The 16,312-nt window shown below is 74.2% G+C and carries 13 protein-coding genes; 7 read left to right on the forward strand and 6 right to left on the reverse strand.

Annotated elements, in window-relative coordinates:
* The first annotated feature begins 21 nt into the window (after window positions 1–21).
* Complete coding sequence (locus ACYVGT_RS02830) at window positions 22–1,053, forward strand: nitronate monooxygenase (RefSeq protein WP_460854772.1); 1,032 nt, start codon at window positions 22–24, stop codon at window positions 1,051–1,053.
* A 294-nt stretch (window positions 1,054–1,347) separates the two neighbouring features.
* On the forward strand, window positions 1,348–3,897 hold the full coding sequence (locus ACYVGT_RS02835) for an excinuclease ABC subunit UvrA (RefSeq protein WP_460854773.1): 2,550 nt from the start codon (window positions 1,348–1,350) through the stop codon (window positions 3,895–3,897).
* Between the two features lie 43 nt (window positions 3,898–3,940).
* Here ACYVGT_RS02835 and ACYVGT_RS02840 read toward each other — a convergent pair whose 3' ends face one another.
* On the reverse strand, window positions 3,941–4,366 hold the full coding sequence (locus ACYVGT_RS02840; protein ID WP_460854774.1) for a DoxX family protein: 426 nt from the start codon (window positions 4,364–4,366) through the stop codon (window positions 3,941–3,943).
* Window positions 4,367–4,658: 292 nt separating this feature from the next.
* Here ACYVGT_RS02840 and ACYVGT_RS02845 point away from each other — a divergent pair, with 292 nt between their 5' ends.
* The gene (locus tag ACYVGT_RS02845; protein ID WP_460854775.1) at window positions 4,659–6,041 is read left to right on the forward strand and encodes an NAD-dependent succinate-semialdehyde dehydrogenase; all 1,383 of its coding nucleotides are present in this window, start codon (window positions 4,659–4,661) and stop codon (window positions 6,039–6,041) included.
* Window positions 6,042–6,106: 65 nt separating this feature from the next.
* Here the strand turns inward: ACYVGT_RS02845 and ACYVGT_RS02850 are convergent, their stop codons facing one another.
* The 4 genes from ACYVGT_RS02850 to ACYVGT_RS02865 all read right to left on the reverse strand — a co-directional run bounded on the left by ACYVGT_RS02850 (window position 6,107) and on the right by ACYVGT_RS02865 (window position 11,251).
* Window positions 6,107–7,477, reverse strand: a complete 1,371-nt coding sequence (locus ACYVGT_RS02850; RefSeq protein ID WP_460854776.1) for a hypothetical protein — start codon at window positions 7,475–7,477, stop codon at window positions 6,107–6,109.
* Window positions 7,478–7,568: 91 nt separating this feature from the next.
* On the reverse strand, window positions 7,569–8,429 hold the full coding sequence (locus ACYVGT_RS02855) for an alpha/beta fold hydrolase (protein ID WP_460854777.1): 861 nt from the start codon (window positions 8,427–8,429) through the stop codon (window positions 7,569–7,571).
* A gap of 122 nt (window positions 8,430–8,551) precedes the next feature.
* Entirely contained in the window at window positions 8,552–9,973 is a 1,422-nt protein-coding gene (locus tag ACYVGT_RS02860) for a sodium:solute symporter family protein (protein ID WP_460854778.1), read from the reverse strand.
* Window positions 9,974–9,994: 21 nt separating this feature from the next.
* A complete protein-coding gene (locus tag ACYVGT_RS02865; protein ID WP_460854779.1) occupies window positions 9,995–11,251 on the reverse strand; it encodes a metal-dependent hydrolase family protein in 1,257 nt (418 codons plus the stop codon).
* A gap of 103 nt (window positions 11,252–11,354) precedes the next feature.
* Between ACYVGT_RS02865 and ACYVGT_RS02870 the strand changes: the two genes are divergently transcribed.
* The 3 genes from ACYVGT_RS02870 to ACYVGT_RS02880 all read left to right on the forward strand — a co-directional run bounded on the left by ACYVGT_RS02870 (window position 11,355) and on the right by ACYVGT_RS02880 (window position 13,730).
* Window positions 11,355–12,368 carry an Lrp/AsnC ligand binding domain-containing protein gene (locus tag ACYVGT_RS02870; RefSeq protein WP_460854780.1) on the forward strand — a complete coding sequence of 338 codons (1,014 nt, stop codon included), beginning with the start codon at window positions 11,355–11,357 and terminating at the stop codon, window positions 12,366–12,368.
* Window positions 12,369–12,398: 30 nt separating this feature from the next.
* Window positions 12,399–13,409 carry an oxygenase MpaB family protein gene (locus ACYVGT_RS02875; RefSeq protein WP_460854781.1) on the forward strand — a complete coding sequence of 337 codons (1,011 nt, stop codon included), beginning with the start codon at window positions 12,399–12,401 and terminating at the stop codon, window positions 13,407–13,409.
* A 99-nt stretch (window positions 13,410–13,508) separates the two neighbouring features.
* Window positions 13,509–13,730 (forward strand): DUF3099 domain-containing protein, encoded by a 222-nt coding sequence (locus ACYVGT_RS02880; protein WP_460854782.1) that lies wholly within the window; start codon window positions 13,509–13,511, stop codon window positions 13,728–13,730.
* Window positions 13,731–14,429: 699 nt separating this feature from the next.
* Here ACYVGT_RS02880 and ACYVGT_RS02885 read toward each other — a convergent pair.
* Window positions 14,430–15,527 carry a pyridoxal-phosphate-dependent aminotransferase family protein gene (locus tag ACYVGT_RS02885; RefSeq protein WP_460854783.1) on the reverse strand — a complete coding sequence of 366 codons (1,098 nt, stop codon included), beginning with the start codon at window positions 15,525–15,527 and terminating at the stop codon, window positions 14,430–14,432.
* A 157-nt stretch (window positions 15,528–15,684) separates the two neighbouring features.
* Between ACYVGT_RS02885 and ACYVGT_RS02890 the strand changes: the two genes are divergently transcribed.
* Window positions 15,685–16,221 (forward strand): GNAT family N-acetyltransferase, encoded by a 537-nt coding sequence (locus tag ACYVGT_RS02890; protein WP_460854784.1) that lies wholly within the window; start codon window positions 15,685–15,687, stop codon window positions 16,219–16,221.
* The last annotated feature ends 91 nt before the right edge of the window (window positions 16,222–16,312 follow it).

Genomic DNA, 16,312 nt, shown 5'->3' on the forward strand with positions numbered 1-16,312 from the left:
TGTACGAGGAGGTCGTCACCAGTGATCACTGCGGGAACCATCGGGGCGCACGGCGCGGGTGTGCCGATCGTCGGCGCGCCCATGGCCGGCGGTGCCAGCACCCCCGAGCTTGTGGCGGCGGTCAATGCCGCGGGCGGCACCGGGTTCCTGGCGGCGGGGTACAAGAGCGCGGACGCCATGGCCGAGCAGATCGGCCGCACCCGGGCCCTGACCGGGCGCCCCTTCGGGGTCAACCTGTTCGTTCCGGGCCCCGACAGCGCCGACCCGGGCGCCGTCGCCGCCTACGCGCACCTGCTGGCGCCCGAGGCCGACGCGCTGGGCGCCGCGCTCGGTGAAGCGCGGTGGGACGACGACGCCTACCGCGCGAAGCTCGACCACCTGATCCGCGACCCGGTGCCGTTCACCAGCTTCACCTTCGGCGTGCCCGCGCCGGCCGACGCGGCCGCGCTGCGCGCCGCCGGCAGCACCGTCGCCACCACCGTGACCTGCGCGGCCGAGGCGCGCGCCGCGATGGAGGCCGGGGCGGACCTGCTCGTCGTCCAGGGCGCCGAGGCCGGCGGCCACCAGGGCTCCTTCGACGACGCCGAAGAGCGCACCACCCCGCTCAGCGACCTGCTCGCCGAGGTGCGGGCCGCGGTACCGCTGCCGCTGATCGCCGCCGGCGGCATCGGCGACGCAGCGGCCGTCCGCAAGGCCCTCGCGCACGGCGCCGCCGCCGTCCAGATCGGCACCGCGCTGCTGCGCTCCCCGGAGAGCGGCGCCGCCGATGCGCACAAGGACGCGCTCGCCGACGAGGTCTTCCCCGGCACCGCGGTGACCCGCGCCTTCAGCGGCCGCCGCGCCCGCGGCCTGGTCAACCGCTTCCTCGGCACCTACACCTCCGACGCGCCGGCCGCCTACCCGCAGATCCACCACCTCACGTCGCCGCTGCGCCGCGCGGCCGCCGCCTCCGGCGACACCGACCGCCTGCACCTGTGGGCCGGCACCGCCTACCGCGCCGCCGAAGTCCGCCCCGCCGCCGACATCGTCCGCACCCTGGCCGAAGGCGCCTGAACCTCCGGCGCAGAACCGGTCGGGGCCCCGTGCAGGCCGCAGCCGTGCGGACGGCGCGGTGGGGCGGGGAGCCGGTGATCGGCAATCCCCGTATGCAGCCGTCCAATCCCGCGGCTGTCTGCATGAAGCAGGGCCCAGACTCCCGCGGCTGGCGGTGCGCCGGGCGGTGGTGCCCTGCCTCCCATGGATGGGGGCGGATACCAGGGCCACAGGGGTATAGGACCCTTATCGGTTGCGCAGGGGGAAGCGGACCGCGGCCGGGCCCGATGGGCCGAGCGGGGCAAGGGGGGCCACATGCAGCAGCGGGATGCGGGCGGCCGGGAGCCCGCCGCCATCGAGGTGCGCGGGGCGCGCGTGCACAATCTGCGCAGCATCGACGTCGACGTTCCGCTCGGCGAGCTCGTCGCCGTCGCCGGCGTCTCCGGGTCGGGGAAGTCGTCGCTGGCCATGGGGGTGCTCTACGCCGAAGGGTCGCGGCGCTACATCGAGGCGCTGTCCACCTACACCCGCCGCCGCATGGCGCAGGCGGGCCGCGCCGACGTCGACCGGGTCCGGCACGTGCCGGCGGCGCTGGCGCTGCGGCAGCGGCCCGGCGTGCCCGGCGTCCGCTCCACCTTCGGCACCTCGACGGAGCTGCTCAATGTGCTGCGGCTGATGTTCTCCCGGCTGGGGCGGCACGTCTGCCCCAACGGCCACCGGCAGCCGCCCTCGCTGCACGCCGCGGCCGAGGAGCCGATCGTCTGCGGGGTCTGCGGCGCCGAGTTCTACGCCCCCGGGGCCGAGGAGCTGGCCTTCAACTCGGAAGGCGCCTGCCCCACCTGCCAGGGCACCGGCATCGTCCGCGAGGTCGACGACGCCTCGCTGATCCGGGACCCGGACATGACCATCGACGACGGCGCGGTGCTGCCCTGGCAGACGTTCGCCTTCAACGTGCAGCCCCAGATCGCCCGCGAGTTCGGGGTGCGCACCGATGTGCCGTGGCGGGAGCTGGCGGAGTGGGAGAAGGACATCGTCTTCGACGGCCCCGAAGAGAAGAAGCACATCACGGTCACCACGAAGAACGGTGTCCACGAACTCGACTTCACCTTCCGCAACGCCCGGCTGACCGTGACCGAGGAACTCAAGCGCGCCAGCGACGAACGGCGGCTGGCCCGGGTGAGCCGCTTCCTCACCGAGCGCACCTGCCCGGACTGCCGCGGCACCCGGCTCTCGGCCGCCGCCCGCACGCCGCGGATCGGGGACCGCAACCTTGCCGACGCCACCGCCCTGACCCTGGAGGACGCGGTCGCGTGGGCCCCGGGCGTGGTTGAGCAGATGCCCGAGGAGATGCGCCCCATGGCCCGGAGCCTGGCCGACACCCTGGTGGCCATGGCCCGGCGGCTGCTGGAGCTGGGCCTGGGCTACCTGTCCCTGGACCGCGCCGGGGCGAGCCTGTCCACCGGAGAGCGCCAGCGCGTCCAGTTGGCCCGAGCCGTGCGCAACGAGACCACCGGGGTGCTCTACGTGCTGGACGAGCCCTCGATCGGGCTGCATCCCGCCAACGTCCACGGGCTGCAGGGCGTCATCAGCGACCTGCTCGCCGAGGGCAACTCGGTCGTGATGGTCGACCACGACGTGCAGGTGCTGCGCGCGGCCGGCCACCTGATCGAGATCGGCCCGGGATCGGGCAGCGACGGCGGATCGGTGATCGCCCAGGGCAGCGTCGCCGAGGTGGACCGCAGCCCGCAGTCGCTGATCGGCGGCTTCCTCACCGGGCGCGAACACGCCGTGGTGCGCGAACGGGCCGCGGCAGACCAGATGTTCGACCGCGGCGCGCTGCGGATGCGCACCGGGCCGGTGCACACCGTCCGCGCCCTGGACACCGCGATCCCGCGCGGACGCCTCACCGCGGTCACCGGCGTCTCCGGCTCCGGCAAGACCACCCTGGTGCTGGAGAGCCTCATCCCCGCCCTGCAGGCGGCCGGCCCCGGCGGCCAGGGCCACCGGCCCGAGCACGTCCGCGAGCTGGAAGCCAGCGGGATCGACAAGGTCGCCATGGTCGACGCCACCCCGATCGGCATCAACGTCCGCTCCACCGTGTCCACCTACACCGGCGTGCTCGACGAGCTGCGCCGGGCCTACGCACGGCTGGACACCGCCCGGGCCGACGGCCGTACCGCGGCGGACTTCTCCTACAACACCGGCGCCCTGCGCTGCCCGCGCTGCGAAGGCACCGGCGAGATCTCCCTGGACGTGCAGTTCCTGCCGGACGTCGACATCGTCTGCCCGGACTGCGACGGACGCCGCTACAGCCCGGAGGCCGACCGGTACACGCGCCCCTCCGCCGAAGGGGAGGGGGAGACGGCGCTGCCGGCGCTGCTCTCGCTGACCGCGGCCGAGGCGATCCGGCACGCCGGCGACCTTAAGCGGGTACGCACCCGACTGCAGGCCCTGATCGACGTCGGACTGGGCTACCTCACGCTCAACGAAGCCACCCCCGCGCTCTCCGGCGGCGAGGCGCAGCGGCTGAAGCTGGTCTCCGAGCTCAACCGGCGGCAGGGCACGGCGCTGTTCGTCTTCGACGAGCCCACGGTCGGGCTGCACCCGCTGGACGTGCGCGTCCTGATCGGCGTGCTGCAGCGGCTGGTGGACCAGGGCGCGACCGTGATCGCCATCGAGCACGACCTAGACCTGATCGCCAACGCCGACTACATCATCGACATGGGGCCGGGCGGCGGCGCAGACGGCGGCCGCATCGTCGCCACCGGAACCCCCGGCGAGGTCGCCGCCGACCCCGACAGCATCACCGGCCGCTATCTGAGCGGCCACCTGGATGCGGCCTCCGGCCCGGCCCGGGCCGACTAGCGGGCGGGCGGCCCGGCCGGGACCGCCGGCCGGCCGCCGCGCCCTACCGGCGGCCCTTCGGGACGGCCGTCGACCACAGGGCCCAGGCGACCAGCAGCGGCTGGAAGAGCAGGCGGGCGAACCGCCGGCGGTCGGTGTCGAGCCCGAACCCGTCCCGCCGGCCCAGGTACTGCGCGATGTTGCCGGGGAACACGGCCACGAAGAAGGCCGCGATGATCCGCCCGATCCGGACGCGCTCGCGCGGCAGCACCGCCAGCCCCGCCCCGAGCATGACCTCCACGCCGCCCGAGGCCACCACCACCGCGTCGGGGTCCATCGGCACCGATCGCGGCACCTGCGCCTGGAAGTCCGTACGCGCCCAGAAGAGGTGGCTCAGCCCCGCGAACACCAGCCCCCCGGACAGGGCGAACCGGGCCGCCGTGCGCAGCGGAGTCGTGGGCGGAACCGCGGATCCGCAGGGCGGTGCCATCGCTGAGTCCTTTCCCGGGATGCCGTCCTGGTGTGGTGCCCCCGCTGCCGGCCGCGTAACCGGAGACGTCCCGCGCACCGCGGCGGTCTCCGGTGCGGATGCGCCGCCCGGGCCGGCGGCGGGCTGATGGGGCCCCGCTTGCCGAATGCGTGCCCGCGGGACGTTTTGCGCCTCCCCCGCAGCGAGCAGGGTCCCTGAGAGGACCCGCACAGCCCTGGCCCGTCCCGGGGCGCGGCCGGCCTCCCCCACGGTCCCGCCCCGCAGCACGGGCGACACGGAGGAGGGAACCCGCATGGCGTACGCAACCACGAACCCCTATACGAACGAGACCATCGCGACGTTCGAGGGGATCAGCGACGAGGATCTGGAGCAGGCCATCCAGACGGCCCAGGACACCTTCGCGACCTGGCGCACCGCGCCCTTCGACGAGCGCAAGCGCGTCCTGAAGAGGGCCGCGGCAATCCTGCGCGAGCGCCCGGACGACTTCGCGCACCTGCTCACCCTGGAGATGGGCAAGCTGCTCCCGGAGAGCCGGGGCGAGGTCGAACTGGCCGCGTCGATCCTGGACTACTACGCCGAGAACGCCGAGGAGTTCCTCGCCCCCGAGCCGGTGCCGACCGAGGACCCGGACGGCCCGGAGGCCATGGTCGTCAGCGACCCGATCGGGGTGCTGTTCGGCGTCCAGCCGTGGAACTTCCCGTACTACCAGCTGGCGCGGTTCGCCGGCCCCAACCTCATGGCGGGCAACGTGGTGGTAGTCAAGCACGCCTCGATCGTTCCGCAGGCGGCGGCAGCGTTCGAGCAGCTCTTCCGCGAGGCGGGCGCGCCGGAGGGCGCCTACACCAACGTCTACGCGAGCAAGGACCAGGTCACCCGGGCCATCAAGGACCCGCGGGTGCGCGGGGTCGCGCTGACGGGGAGCGAAGGAGCGGGATCGAGCGTGGCGGCCCACGCCGGCGAGGAGCTGAAGAAGTCCACGCTGGAGCTCGGCGGCAGCGACGCGCTGATCGTGCTGGAGGACGCCGACCTCGACCTGAGCGTCGAGCGCGCCCTGTGGGGCCGGCTCAACAACGCCGGGCAGAGCTGCGTGGCCGCCAAGCGCATCATCGTCGTCGAGGAACTGGCGGACGAGTTCCTCCGCCGGTTCAGCGACGGGTTCGCCCGCCTGCAGCCGGGCGACCCCTTCGACCCCGGTACGACACTGCCGCCGCTGTCGTCCCAGAGCGCCGCCGACGACCTCGAAGAGCTGGTCAGTGAAGCCGTCGAGCACGGCGCGACGGTGACCACTCCGGGCGATCCGGTCCCCGAGCAGGGCGCGTTCGCCCAGCCGCGGATCCTCACCGGGATCACGCGGGACAACCCGGTCTACGACAAGGAGTTCTTCGGGCCCGTCGCACTGTTCTTCCGGGCCCGCGACGAAGACGACGCGGTCCGCATCGCCAACGACTCCACCTTCGGCCTCGGCGGATCGGTCTTCACCGAGGACGAGGACCGGGGGGTCGACGTGGCCCGGCGCATCGAGACCGGCATGGTCTTCGTCAACCACCCCGCCTGGACCCGGCCGGACCTGCCGTTCGGCGGGACCAAGCGCTCCGGCTACGGCGAGGAGCTCTCCGCCGCGGGCATCCAGGAGTTCGTGAACAAGAAGCTCATCACCGTGATGCCGGCCGGCTAGCCGGCGCCGGGCACCACCCGTCGGGCGGGCGGCGGCCGATGCCGCCGCCCGCGCGGGCGGTACGGCTACTCCGGCACGTAGAGCCGCAGGTCGTCGATGTGGGCGGAGCCCTCGTAGAAGTTCATGTGCGGCTGGCCGATGAGGAAGTAGTCGGGGTAGGCGGAGCCGGCGGGCCAGACGTTCTCGTCGGTGAAGTCGCCGTCCGGGGAGGGGTAGGTCCAGTCGGCGTCGTGCTCGCCGCCGTACTCGCCGGCGGTGCGGTTGTAGTGCCAGATGGGGTGCTCGCCGTCGTCGAACGGGCGCTCGTAGCGCAGCGTCCGTTCGCCGATGTGCCGGAACTCGCCGGACACCTCCATGGTGTAGGAGCCGTCGCGGCGCTCGACGGCGAAGGTGTAGTCGCGGTCCGGCATCGCCTCCGGCACCAGGTCGGCCTGGCTGACGATGCCGCCGCCCACCTCGGTTCCGCACTCGCTGTCCATGACGTACTCGGTGCCGGGCTGGTCGGCGTAGCGCCGATCGTCGGTCATGAAGAGCATGTTGACGCCGTTGCCGCTGCCCCACTCGTAGTTCTGCAGCTCGCCGGAGTCGGCGTCGCAGTAGCGCAGGCCGTCGCCGGTGTACTGGTAGCGGTTGTAGCCGTCCATCACCACCTTGCGGTGGTTGTGGATGAAGACGTTGTTGTGCGGCGCCGGCCGGTCGTAGTCCATGATCGACAGGAAGTAGAAGCCGTTGGAGTCGGTGGTGACGTCGGGCCAGGTGCACTCCGGTTCGGTGAAGTCGCCGTTGGCCCGCCAGGGGAAGTTGGTTGTGCACTCCCCGGGCGTGTAGCCGTTCACCTTGCCGTCGTAGTCCCATTCGCCGTTGCGCTGGCCGCCGAAGTCGATGGTCTTCAGCGTCATCTCCACCCGGTACTCCGCGGGAAGCTCTTCGGTGGAGCGCAGCACGACACCGCCGTCGTGGGAGGGGCTCTCGAACAGCCCGGCCGGCCCCGACCCGGGGACCACGTCGCGGCCGAACGCGGGGTCGGCGCCCGCAGAGCCGCCGCGCTTGGCCAGCTCCGCGGTGAGCCAGCCGCCGTCGCCGAAGGAGAAGGAGCGGCGGTACAGGTCCAGTCCGGCCAGGTGCTCGTCGAACGCGCCGCCGCTGATCGTGGAGAAGTAGGCGCCGTCGTTGTCGTAGGCGTCGACGTCGTAGGCGCTGCCCGGCTGGTCCTTGTCGGCGAACCAGCCGGTGTCGCCGCTGGGGGCGAAGCGCGAGAAGTCCTCTTCGTGCTGCAGCTGCCAGCCGGCGGGCGCGCCGCGGCCGGAGCCGCTGCCGTCGTCGCCGGCGGCGGCCGGCGACGCTGCCGGACCGGCCAGCACGGCCGCCGCGCCGATCGCCGCCCAGCGCAGCCGCCTCGCGCCGCGCGCCGCCCTCGTCGAAGTTCCCGGTCCCATCGGCACCCTCCCGGTCGCTGCTCGCCCCCCGCGGTCCCGCCGCAGTCCAGACTGCACTGCGCGGGGCGCCCGCACCATGGGGGCACGGCGCTCAGCCGCGTTTCAGATGCTCCAGCAGCGGCGGGATGATGCGCTCGGGGTCCTCTTCGGGCAGCCAGTGGGTGGCGCCGTCCAGGCGCACGTACTCGTAGCGGCCGGCCGCGTAGTCGCCGGTGGCCTCGGCGGCGGCGGCCGTGAACGCCATGTCGTCCTCACCCCACAGGTACAGCACCGGCATCCGTACCGGGCCGGCGTCGGCGGCGTCGCCGCTCAGCGCCCGGTACCAGTTCAGGGCGGCGGTCAGCGCGCCGGGTTCGGACAGCCGGCGCACGTTGTCGTCGGCGAGGTCCTTGGGGACCCGACCGCCGTAGACGGCGCGCAGCCACGCACCGTCGTCGGCGAGCAGCAGCTCCTCGGCGCGGCCCTCCTGGCGCAGCAGGCCGATATAGGACATGGCCTCCCGCTGCCCGGTCGACTCGTCGGCGAGCGCGCTGCCCAGCGCGCGCGGGTGCGGGGTGGACAGCACCGCCAGGGTGCGCACCCGGTCGGGCTGGGCCGCAGCGGCCGGCCAGGCCAGGACGCCGCCCCAGTCGTGGCCGACGAGGTGGAACCGGCCCGCGTCGAGCGCGTCGGCGAAACCGAACACGTCGGAGACGAGGTCGGCGACCGCGTAGGCGCCGGTCCCGGTGGGCCGCGCGGCGGGGGAGTAGCCGCGCTGGTCGACGGCGACGGCGCGGTAGCCGGCCCGCGCCGCGGCCGCCAGCTGCGCCCGCCAGCACGTGGCGAACTCGGGGAATCCGTGCAGGAACAGCACCAGCGTGCCGTCGTCCGGACCGGCCGCCAGCGCGTCGAACGTCCGTCCCTGCACAGTGAGCGTCAGGGGCGCGCAACCAGGGGTCAGGGGGTGCTCCATGGCCGTCCTCTCAAGGGGAGGTTCCAACCTAGGCCATCGCGTCGCTGCAGCGGCGGGGTTCCTCCGACGCCGGCCGGCCCGCCGCACCCGGCCGGATTGGGCCGGGCCCGGCGGGCCGGTGCTCACCGGGCGTCGCGCGCTGCCGGATCGTTCTCGGGGGAGGGGGCCGGCAGCGGCCGGGTGACGAGGCTGACCGCCGCCAGCGCGGCGACGGAGAGCGGCAGCGCCACCAGGATGCTGTTCCAGTCGAAGGGCTTCTCCAGGAGGAACTCCCAGGTGAGCGTCGCCGCGATACCGGTGACCATGGAGGCCGCGGCGCCGGCGGGGGTGACCCGGCGGGTGAAGAAGACCGCGAGCAGGCAGGGGGTGATGACCGCGCCGTACATCGTGTAGGCGAACACCTGGATCGCGAGGACGTCGGGGAAGAGCTTGGAGGTGCCGTAGGCGGCCAGGCCCACGGCGACGATGGTGGCGCGGGTGGCCCACAGGGTCTGCGAAGAGGTCAGGGACTTGCGGGACAGGCCGGAGTAGAGGTCCTGCACCAGGTTGGTGGCCGTGGACAGCACGAAGGAGTTGCCGGTGGTGATGACGAACGCCGTGCCCGCCATCAGCAGGGCGGTCCCCAGGGCCAGCGGCATGGCGTCGGTGGCCAGGCGCAGGATCGCGGTGTCGGGGGCGATTCCGGGCAGCAGCAGGACGGCGCCGGTGGCCAGCACGATCACCGACCCGTAGAAGAGGATGTCGCCGGCCAAAAAGCCCAGGGCCGAGCGCCGGGCCACCTCCGGCGAACGCGCGGCGCCGAAGCGCTGGTACATGTTCTGGTCGCCCAGGAACAGGAACAGGCCCGGCAGGATGTAGCCCAGCAGCTGGAACGGGGTGAGCCCGCCGGTCCAGGACAGGTGGGTGGCCGGCAGGTCCGCCGGCGCCGCGGTGAAGCCGCTGAGCGCGACGACGACGAAGACGACGCCGCCGACGAAGGCGCCGCTGATCAGGATGGCGCTCAGCGCGTCCATGTAGGCCATGGCGAGCAGGCCGCCGATGAAGGCGGTGAACAGGATCAGGCTGAGCCCGAGCACCTCGCCGACCGCCTCGGGCACGCCCACGGTGAGGTTGAGGATGTAGCCCAGGGCGGTGATCTGCTCGGAGATGATGGACATGTAGGCCAGCACGATCGCGCCGGCGGCGATCAGGCGCACGGTGCGCCCGTAGCGCATCTCGATGATCTCGGGAACGGTGTACTTGCCCAGCGCGCGGATCCGGCGCGCCAGGAACAGGTACATCACCAGGATGCCCAGCGGCGGCCCGAGGCTGTAGAAGATGCTGGCCAGCGGGCCGTAGGTGTAGGTGAAGTTGGCGCGGCCGATGATGGTGCCCGCCCCGGTCCACGTCGCCAGCAGCGTGCCGGTGAGGATCCACTGGGGCAGGCTGCGCCCGGCCACGAGGAAGTCGTCCTTGGTCTTGATGCGGCGGCTGAAGAAGAACCCGATGGCGACCATGATCGCCAGGTAGGCCAGCACGGCGGTGAGGAGCACGGGGCGGTCCATTGGGGGGTTCCTTCCGTCGGCCTAGCGGTCGAGGACGGTGGTGCCGCCCTGCACGACGCGGCGCAGGTGGCGCTCTGGCGCGGCGAGCACGCCGAGGTCCTCCAGCGGGTCGGCGTCCAGGGCGATCAGGTCGCCGTGCGCACCGGGGGCGAGGGTGCCCACCCGGCCGGCCATGCCGATCAGCTCGGCGGCCGCAGTCGTGGCCGCGCGGACCACCTCCAGCGGCGGCTGCACCGCGCCGCGGATGGCGAACTCGTCGCACTGGCGGGCGTTCATGCCGCCCAGCAGGTCGGTGCCGTAGGCGAGCCGGACGCCGCCGCGGTGGGCGCGGTCGAGGGCCTCGATGCCCTGCTCGAAGAGGGCGCCCACCTTGGCGCGGTTGTTCTCCGGCAGTCCGTGCTCTGCGCCGCGCTCCCACAGCTCGCGGTAGGTCACCAGGGTGGGCACCAGGAAGGCGCCGTGCTCCTGGAACAGCGCGATGCTGCGCTCGTCGATCAGGTTGCCGTGCTCGATGCAGCGCACCCCGCTCTCCAGGGCGCGGTTGACGGCCCGGGCCGGGTAGGCGTGCGCGGTCACGTAGCGTCCGAGGGCTTCGGCCTCGGCCACCGCGGCGCGGATCTCCTCCAGCGAGTACTGGGTGGAGTCCACCGGGTCGTCGGGGGAGGAGACACCGCCGGAGACGTGGATCTTGATGTGCCGGGCGCCCGTCCGCAGCTCTTCGCGGGCGGCCTTGCGCACCGCGTCGACCCCGTCGGCGACGCGCGCGGTGCCCGCGCAGCAGGCGTCCTCCTCGAAGGTGCGGACCCCGCGCGGCAGCTTGTCGCCGTGGCCGCCGGTCTGGCTCAGCGCGCGGCCGCCGTAGACCAGGCGCGGCCCGCGCACGGTGCCTTCGGCCTGGGCGGCGGACAGGCCGCGGTCGCCGCCGCCGGTGTCGCGCACCGTGGTGAAGCCCCGGTCGAGCATGGCCCCCATCCGGCGGATCGCGCCCGCGGTGACGTAGGAGGGCGACCAGGTGCCGATGATCCCCAGGTCGGCGGTGACGGCGTTGACGTGCACATGGCAGTCGACCAGGCCCGGCAGGACGTAGGCGCCGCGCAGGTCCACCGTGTCGACGGGCCCGGCGCCGGAGGGCTCCTCGACGACGATGCCGTCCTGCACGGCCAGATCGGTGCTGCGGTAGACCCCGGCTGCGGGGTCGAGGACGCGGGCTCCGGTGAACACGGTCGCCGCACCGGGCGGCGGAGGGGGAGGGGAGGCGGGTACTGCGGACTTCGGCACGGGATCACCCCACTGCTCGACGATGTTCCGCTGATCGTTCAGGACAGTGTGTTTGTGTGAAGTAATTCGGTCAAGATCCCTGATCCAATGAAATGATTCGTTCATGAAGACACCTGATGGTGAAACAGCGCCGGTGGCGCCCCCGGAGTCGCTGGCGGCAGCCGACCTCGACCTCGTCGCGGCGCTGCAGATCGCGCCGCGCGCCAGCCTGCGCCTGATCGCCCAGAGCCTGTCCGTCTCGACCAGCACGGTGGCGCGGCGGCTGCAGTGGCTGAGCAGCCGCGCCGGGCTGCGCATCGGCATCCAGGTGCCGTGGACGGCCCGTGCCGAGCCGCACCCGCAGCACGTGTGGATCACCACCCGGCCCGGGGCCGCCGACCGGGCCGCCGAGGCGATCGCCGCCCTGCCCGAAGCGCGCTTCGTCGCGGTCACCGCGGGGGAGGCCGACGTGTTCTGCCTCCTGCACGCCGACCGGCGCGACACCCTCAGCGAACTGCTGCGGGTCCGCCTCCCTGCGGTCGAGGGGATCGCCTCCACGCGGGCCGAGATCGGCCTGCACAGCTACCTCATGGGTGCCGACTGGAGGCTGGACCGCCTCCCCGCGGACAGCGCCGCGCTGCTGGCCGGGGCCGCCGCTCCACCGCGGCCCGAGGACGGCGGGGACGGCGGCGAGGCCGGCCTCAGCGCGGAGGAGCAGGCCGCGCTCGCCGTCCTCGCGCGGGACGGGCGCGCCTCGGCCGCCGACGTCGCCCGCGAGACCGGCACCAGCGCCTCCACCGCCTACCGCACCGTCCAGTCGCTGCTGGAGCGGCGCATCGCCGTCCCCCGCGTGGGCATCGCCCCCGCGCTGCTCGGCTATCCGCTGGAGGTCTCGGTGTCGCTGCGGGCCCAGCCCGGGCGCTCGGCGGACCTGGCGGCGACCCTGGCCCGCCAGGGGAGCGCGCGCTATGTTGCCACCGTGGGCGGACGGGCCTCGGTGCTGTTCCACGGCCTGTTCGCGCACGAGCGCGACCTCGCCCGGTTCCTGGACGCCGGCGTCGGTTCCCTGCCGGGGATCTCGGCGGCGGAGATGTCGGTGATGCTGCGCGTCGTCAAGCGCTACTGGGCGGCCGAGTAGAGCGGCCGGCAGCAGAGGAAGGCGGGGGCGATGGCGGAGGCGGAGGCAGCGGCGCCGGGCGTCGCAGCCAGCGGCGCGGCACCCACCGTCGCGGCGCCGGAGAGCGTCACGTGGCGGGTGCAGACGGACCGCGTGATGTGGGTGGCCGGCGTGCGGTCGCTGATGCTGCAGGCGCTGCATCCGGTGGCCATGCAGGGCGTGTGGCAGCGCTCGGACTTCATGGACGACCCCACCGGCCGGCTGCTGCGCACCGCCGACTACGTCGCCACCACCACCTACGGCAGCCCGCAGGAGGCCGAGGAGCTCGGTGCGCGGGTGCGCGGCGTGCACCGCCGGCTGCGCTTCACCGACCCCGCCACCGGCACCCGGCACCGCGTCGACGAGCCCGAACTTCTGCTCTGGGTGCACTGCGCCGAGGTGGTGTCCTACCTGGAGGTGGTGGTGCGCGCCGGCACCCGCCTCGCCCCCGGCGACGCGGACCGCTACTTCGCCGAGCAGGCCCGCACCGCCCGCTACGTGGGCCTCGACCCCGCGGAGGTGCCCGCCTCGGCCGCCGCGATGCGCAGCTACCTCGGCCGCGTCCGCCCGCAGTTGCACGCCGGCCCCGAAGCCCGCGCCGTGGTGCGCTACCTGCTCTGGCCGACCGTCCCCGAGCACCTGCGCGCATTCGCCGCGGCGCGGCCGCTGTGGGTGCCGCTGGGCATGCTCGCCTACTATGCGCTCCCAGCGTGGGCGCGGCGCAGGTACGGCGTCCTGCCGGAACCGCCCGGCGCCGGCGTCCTCACCACGACGGCGCTGGGCGCGGTGCGCGGCGCGCTCACCCGCACCCCCGACCCGCTGTACAACCGCCTCTTCGACCCGGCCACGGTCGCCCGCGCCGCCGCGGCGCAGCGCCGCCTCGCCGCGGCCGGCTACGACGCCTCCCGCGGCATCGCCGGCCTGCGCGACCCCCGCAGCTGGCCGGCCCGCCGCACCGGCCGGGCTCCCCGATCCCCCGGCAGCCGGGCTGAGCGCGAGGCGCCGGACAACGTCCCGCGCTGACCCGCCAAGCCCTGCCCCGGCCGGGGCGCCCACGCGGTGCGAGGTGCCCACAGGCGCTGTGAGCTGGGCTGTCGCCAGTGTCCGGAGTAGGCTGGAGGGATGAAGCGGCGGGTACGCACCTACGCCTGGCTGATGGGGACTTGCCTGGTCCTGTTCGGCGGATCGCTGCCGGCCTACTACCTGCTGGGCGTCTGGTGGGCGGTCGGCATGTGCGCGGTGGCCATGGTGCTGCCGCCCATCGCCGCCATCATCGGCAACATCTCCGACCCCGCCGACCCCCAGGACCACACCAGCATCTACGGCCCCAACAGCGAGGACTGACCGCGGCCCTGCACCGCGCGGATGGCCAGTCGGCCCTCCGCGGCCGGGCAGGGAAGGCCGGCTCGGCTGCACCACCAGGTGGACCGCTGCTCAGCGCCCGGTCCCCGACGCGTAGCCGGCGGTGACGAGCTGAGCTGGACCCGGTCCGCGGGAGTGCAGCCTGGCCATCAGGCGGCCGCTACGGGTCGGCCCTGCTCAGGTGGGGGTGCTGCTCGCTCTCGCCGCTGGAGAGACCCCGATCAGGACGAGGACTTCGCACCCCGCGCGGGGCGACCCCGTCGGGCCGGGAGCCGGAGCGGGCGCCGGTGGACCCGTCGATGAGCCGGCGGGACACGCTCGGAGCGAACAGCGCTTCGGCCGCGGCCGCCACCGCGATGCCCTCGACCGGGCGCGCGCCGGGCTCGCGGCCTTCAGGCGGAAACCCGCGCTCTGCCAGGGCCGATATCAGCCGGATGCAGTCGGGCTCCACCTCCCCCTCGGGCGGCGCCTGCCTCGCCGTGCTCTCCGCGGTCGTGGCCGCGCGGCTGACCGCCGCCACCCGGCGCGCACGGTCCGAGCTCCGCACTGGCCGGCCCCGAGCTCGCCGCGCTCGCAGGGCGGGACCGACCGCGCTCCACTGCGGACGGCAGCGGAGCCGCGCGCGGCGCGGGGCTACCCGCGCCGCGCAGTTCGCAGCAGAGCCGCGCGGCGCGCGCCGGCTCAGCGCTCCAGGACCGCCCGCAGCGAGGCCAGCACCAGCTCGGCGCGGTCCGGGCGGGCGTTCGGGCCCATCAGGCCGATCCGCCACACGGTCGAGGCGAATTCGGCCACGCCGGCGCCGATCTCGATGCCGTACTCGTCCAGCAGCCGGGCGCGCACCTTCGCCGAGTCGACGCCCTCCGGCACCTTGACCGAAGTCAGCTGCGGCAGCCGGTGGCCCTCCTCAGCGAACAGCTCCATGCCCATCTCCTGCAGGCCCTCCTGCAGGCGGCGGCCCGCGGCGCGGTGCCGCTCGCTGACGGCGTCGAGGCCCTCCTCCAGGATCCGGCCCAGGGCGCCATCCAGGGCGGCGATCATGCCGACCGGCGCCGTGTGGTGGTAGGCGCGCCCGCCGGGCCCGCCGCGCACGTAGGCGCCGAGCAGGCCCAAGTCGATGTACCAGACAGGCGGCGTCTCGACCCGCCGCTCCCAGGCCCGCTCGGAGAACGTGAACGGCGCCAGCCCCGGCGGCACGCCCAGGCATTTCTGGGTGCCGGAGTAGGCGATGTCGACGCCCCAGTCGTCCACGGCCACCGTGGTGCCGCCGAGCGAGGTGACGCAGTCGGCGATCAGCAGCGCCCGGTCGGAGCGTGCGCGCAGCGCCGCGCCCAGCGCGCCGATGTCGCTGAGCACGCCGGTGGAGGTCTCGGCGTGCACGGCGGCGACGATGTCGGGGTCGGGGTGGGCGGCCAGCACCCGCTCCACGTCCACCGGGGTGCCGAACGCGTGCTCGACCGCGACGACCTCGGCGCCGTAGCGCCGCGCCACCTCGCACATGCGCCGCCCGAACAGGCCGTTGACCGCGATCACCGCGGTCGCGCCGGGCCGCACCGCGTTGGCGAACGCGGCCTCCATCCCCAGCGACCCGGTGCCCGACAGCGGCAGCGTGACCGGGTTCTGCGTGCCCCACACGGTGCGCAGCCGGTCGCAGGTGCGCTCCAGGACCGCGATGAACTCGGGGTCGAGATGGCCGAGCAGCGGCGCCGAGAGTCCGTGGACGGCTTCGGGATAGGGGTTGCTGGGTCCGGGGCCGAGGAGGGTGCGCTCGATCAGTGCCATAGGGGCAACTCTAGGGTCGCCCGGGGGCCGGAATCGCCGCGGGGGCGACGATCTGCCGCTGCGACCAGCGGGAATGGCGGGCAGGGTGCAACGCGTTGCGCTCTGCGGGCCGCCGGAGGAGTGCGGCCCCACCCACGAGACACCGGGAGGACGGGCGATGGTGCAGGTCGGGACGGAAGATCGGGAGCAGTGCGGTCCGCGCGGCGCAGGGGCCGACGGCATCGCAGTCCGCGTCGCCGACATGTCCGACCCTGCTGCGCGCCCGCTCTTGGACGGGCTCGCCGACGAGTACACCCGCCGCTACGGCGCCGACACCGCCCGCACCGAGCTCACCGGCCACCCGGACGCGGAGTTCGCGGCCCCCGGAGGCGGCGTCGTGCTGCTGCTGGCCGGCGGGCGCGCCGTCGCCGGCGGCGCCTTCAAGCGCGACGGCGACCCGGACGGCGCCACCGCCGAGTTCAAGCGGATCTGGACCGACGCCGGCCACCGCCGCCGCGGCCTGGGCCGGCGCGCACTGGCCGAACTGGAGCGCGCCGCCGCGCGCCGCGGCTATGCGCGGGTGCGCCTGACCACCGGCCCCGCCCAGCCGGAGGCCGTCGCGCTCTACCGCCGCCTCGGCTACGCGCTCGCGCCGGGCGAGGGCACCGACGCAGAAGGCAACCGCCACTACTTCGCCTTCACCAAGGAGCTGTGACCCCGGCGGGTCGTCCTACGATTGGAGGCGGCCCCGGATACTGCGCGGCGCTGTCCGGGCCCGCCGTCCGCCATCGAACCCCATGGAGGCA

The sequence above is a fragment of the Nocardiopsis coralliicola genome (genome assembly GCF_054779695.1).

Bases quoted from the DNA above. Each gene is read 5' to 3' on its own strand.
- ACYVGT_RS02870 (WP_460854780.1), top strand. From the start codon at position 11,355: ATGAAGACACCTGATGGTGAAACAGCGCCGGTGGCGCCCCCGGAGTCG.
- ACYVGT_RS02855 (WP_460854777.1), bottom strand. From the start codon at position 8,429: ATGGAGCACCCCCTGACCCCTGGTTGCGCGCCCCTGACGCTCACTGTG.
- ACYVGT_RS02885 (WP_460854783.1), bottom strand. From the start codon at position 15,527: ATGGCACTGATCGAGCGCACCCTCCTCGGCCCCGGACCCAGCAACCCC.
- ACYVGT_RS02840 (WP_460854774.1), bottom strand. From the start codon at position 4,366: ATGGCACCGCCCTGCGGATCCGCGGTTCCGCCCACGACTCCGCTGCGC.
- ACYVGT_RS02845 (WP_460854775.1), top strand. From the start codon at position 4,659: ATGGCGTACGCAACCACGAACCCCTATACGAACGAGACCATCGCGACG.
- ACYVGT_RS02890 (WP_460854784.1), top strand. From the start codon at position 15,685: ATGGTGCAGGTCGGGACGGAAGATCGGGAGCAGTGCGGTCCGCGCGGC.
- ACYVGT_RS02835 (WP_460854773.1), top strand. From the start codon at position 1,348: ATGCAGCAGCGGGATGCGGGCGGCCGGGAGCCCGCCGCCATCGAGGTG.
- ACYVGT_RS02850 (WP_460854776.1), bottom strand. From the start codon at position 7,477: ATGGGACCGGGAACTTCGACGAGGGCGGCGCGCGGCGCGAGGCGGCTG.
- ACYVGT_RS02860 (WP_460854778.1), bottom strand. From the start codon at position 9,973: ATGGACCGCCCCGTGCTCCTCACCGCCGTGCTGGCCTACCTGGCGATC.
- ACYVGT_RS02880 (WP_460854782.1), top strand. From the start codon at position 13,509: ATGAAGCGGCGGGTACGCACCTACGCCTGGCTGATGGGGACTTGCCTG.
- ACYVGT_RS02875 (WP_460854781.1), top strand. From the start codon at position 12,399: ATGGCGGAGGCGGAGGCAGCGGCGCCGGGCGTCGCAGCCAGCGGCGCG.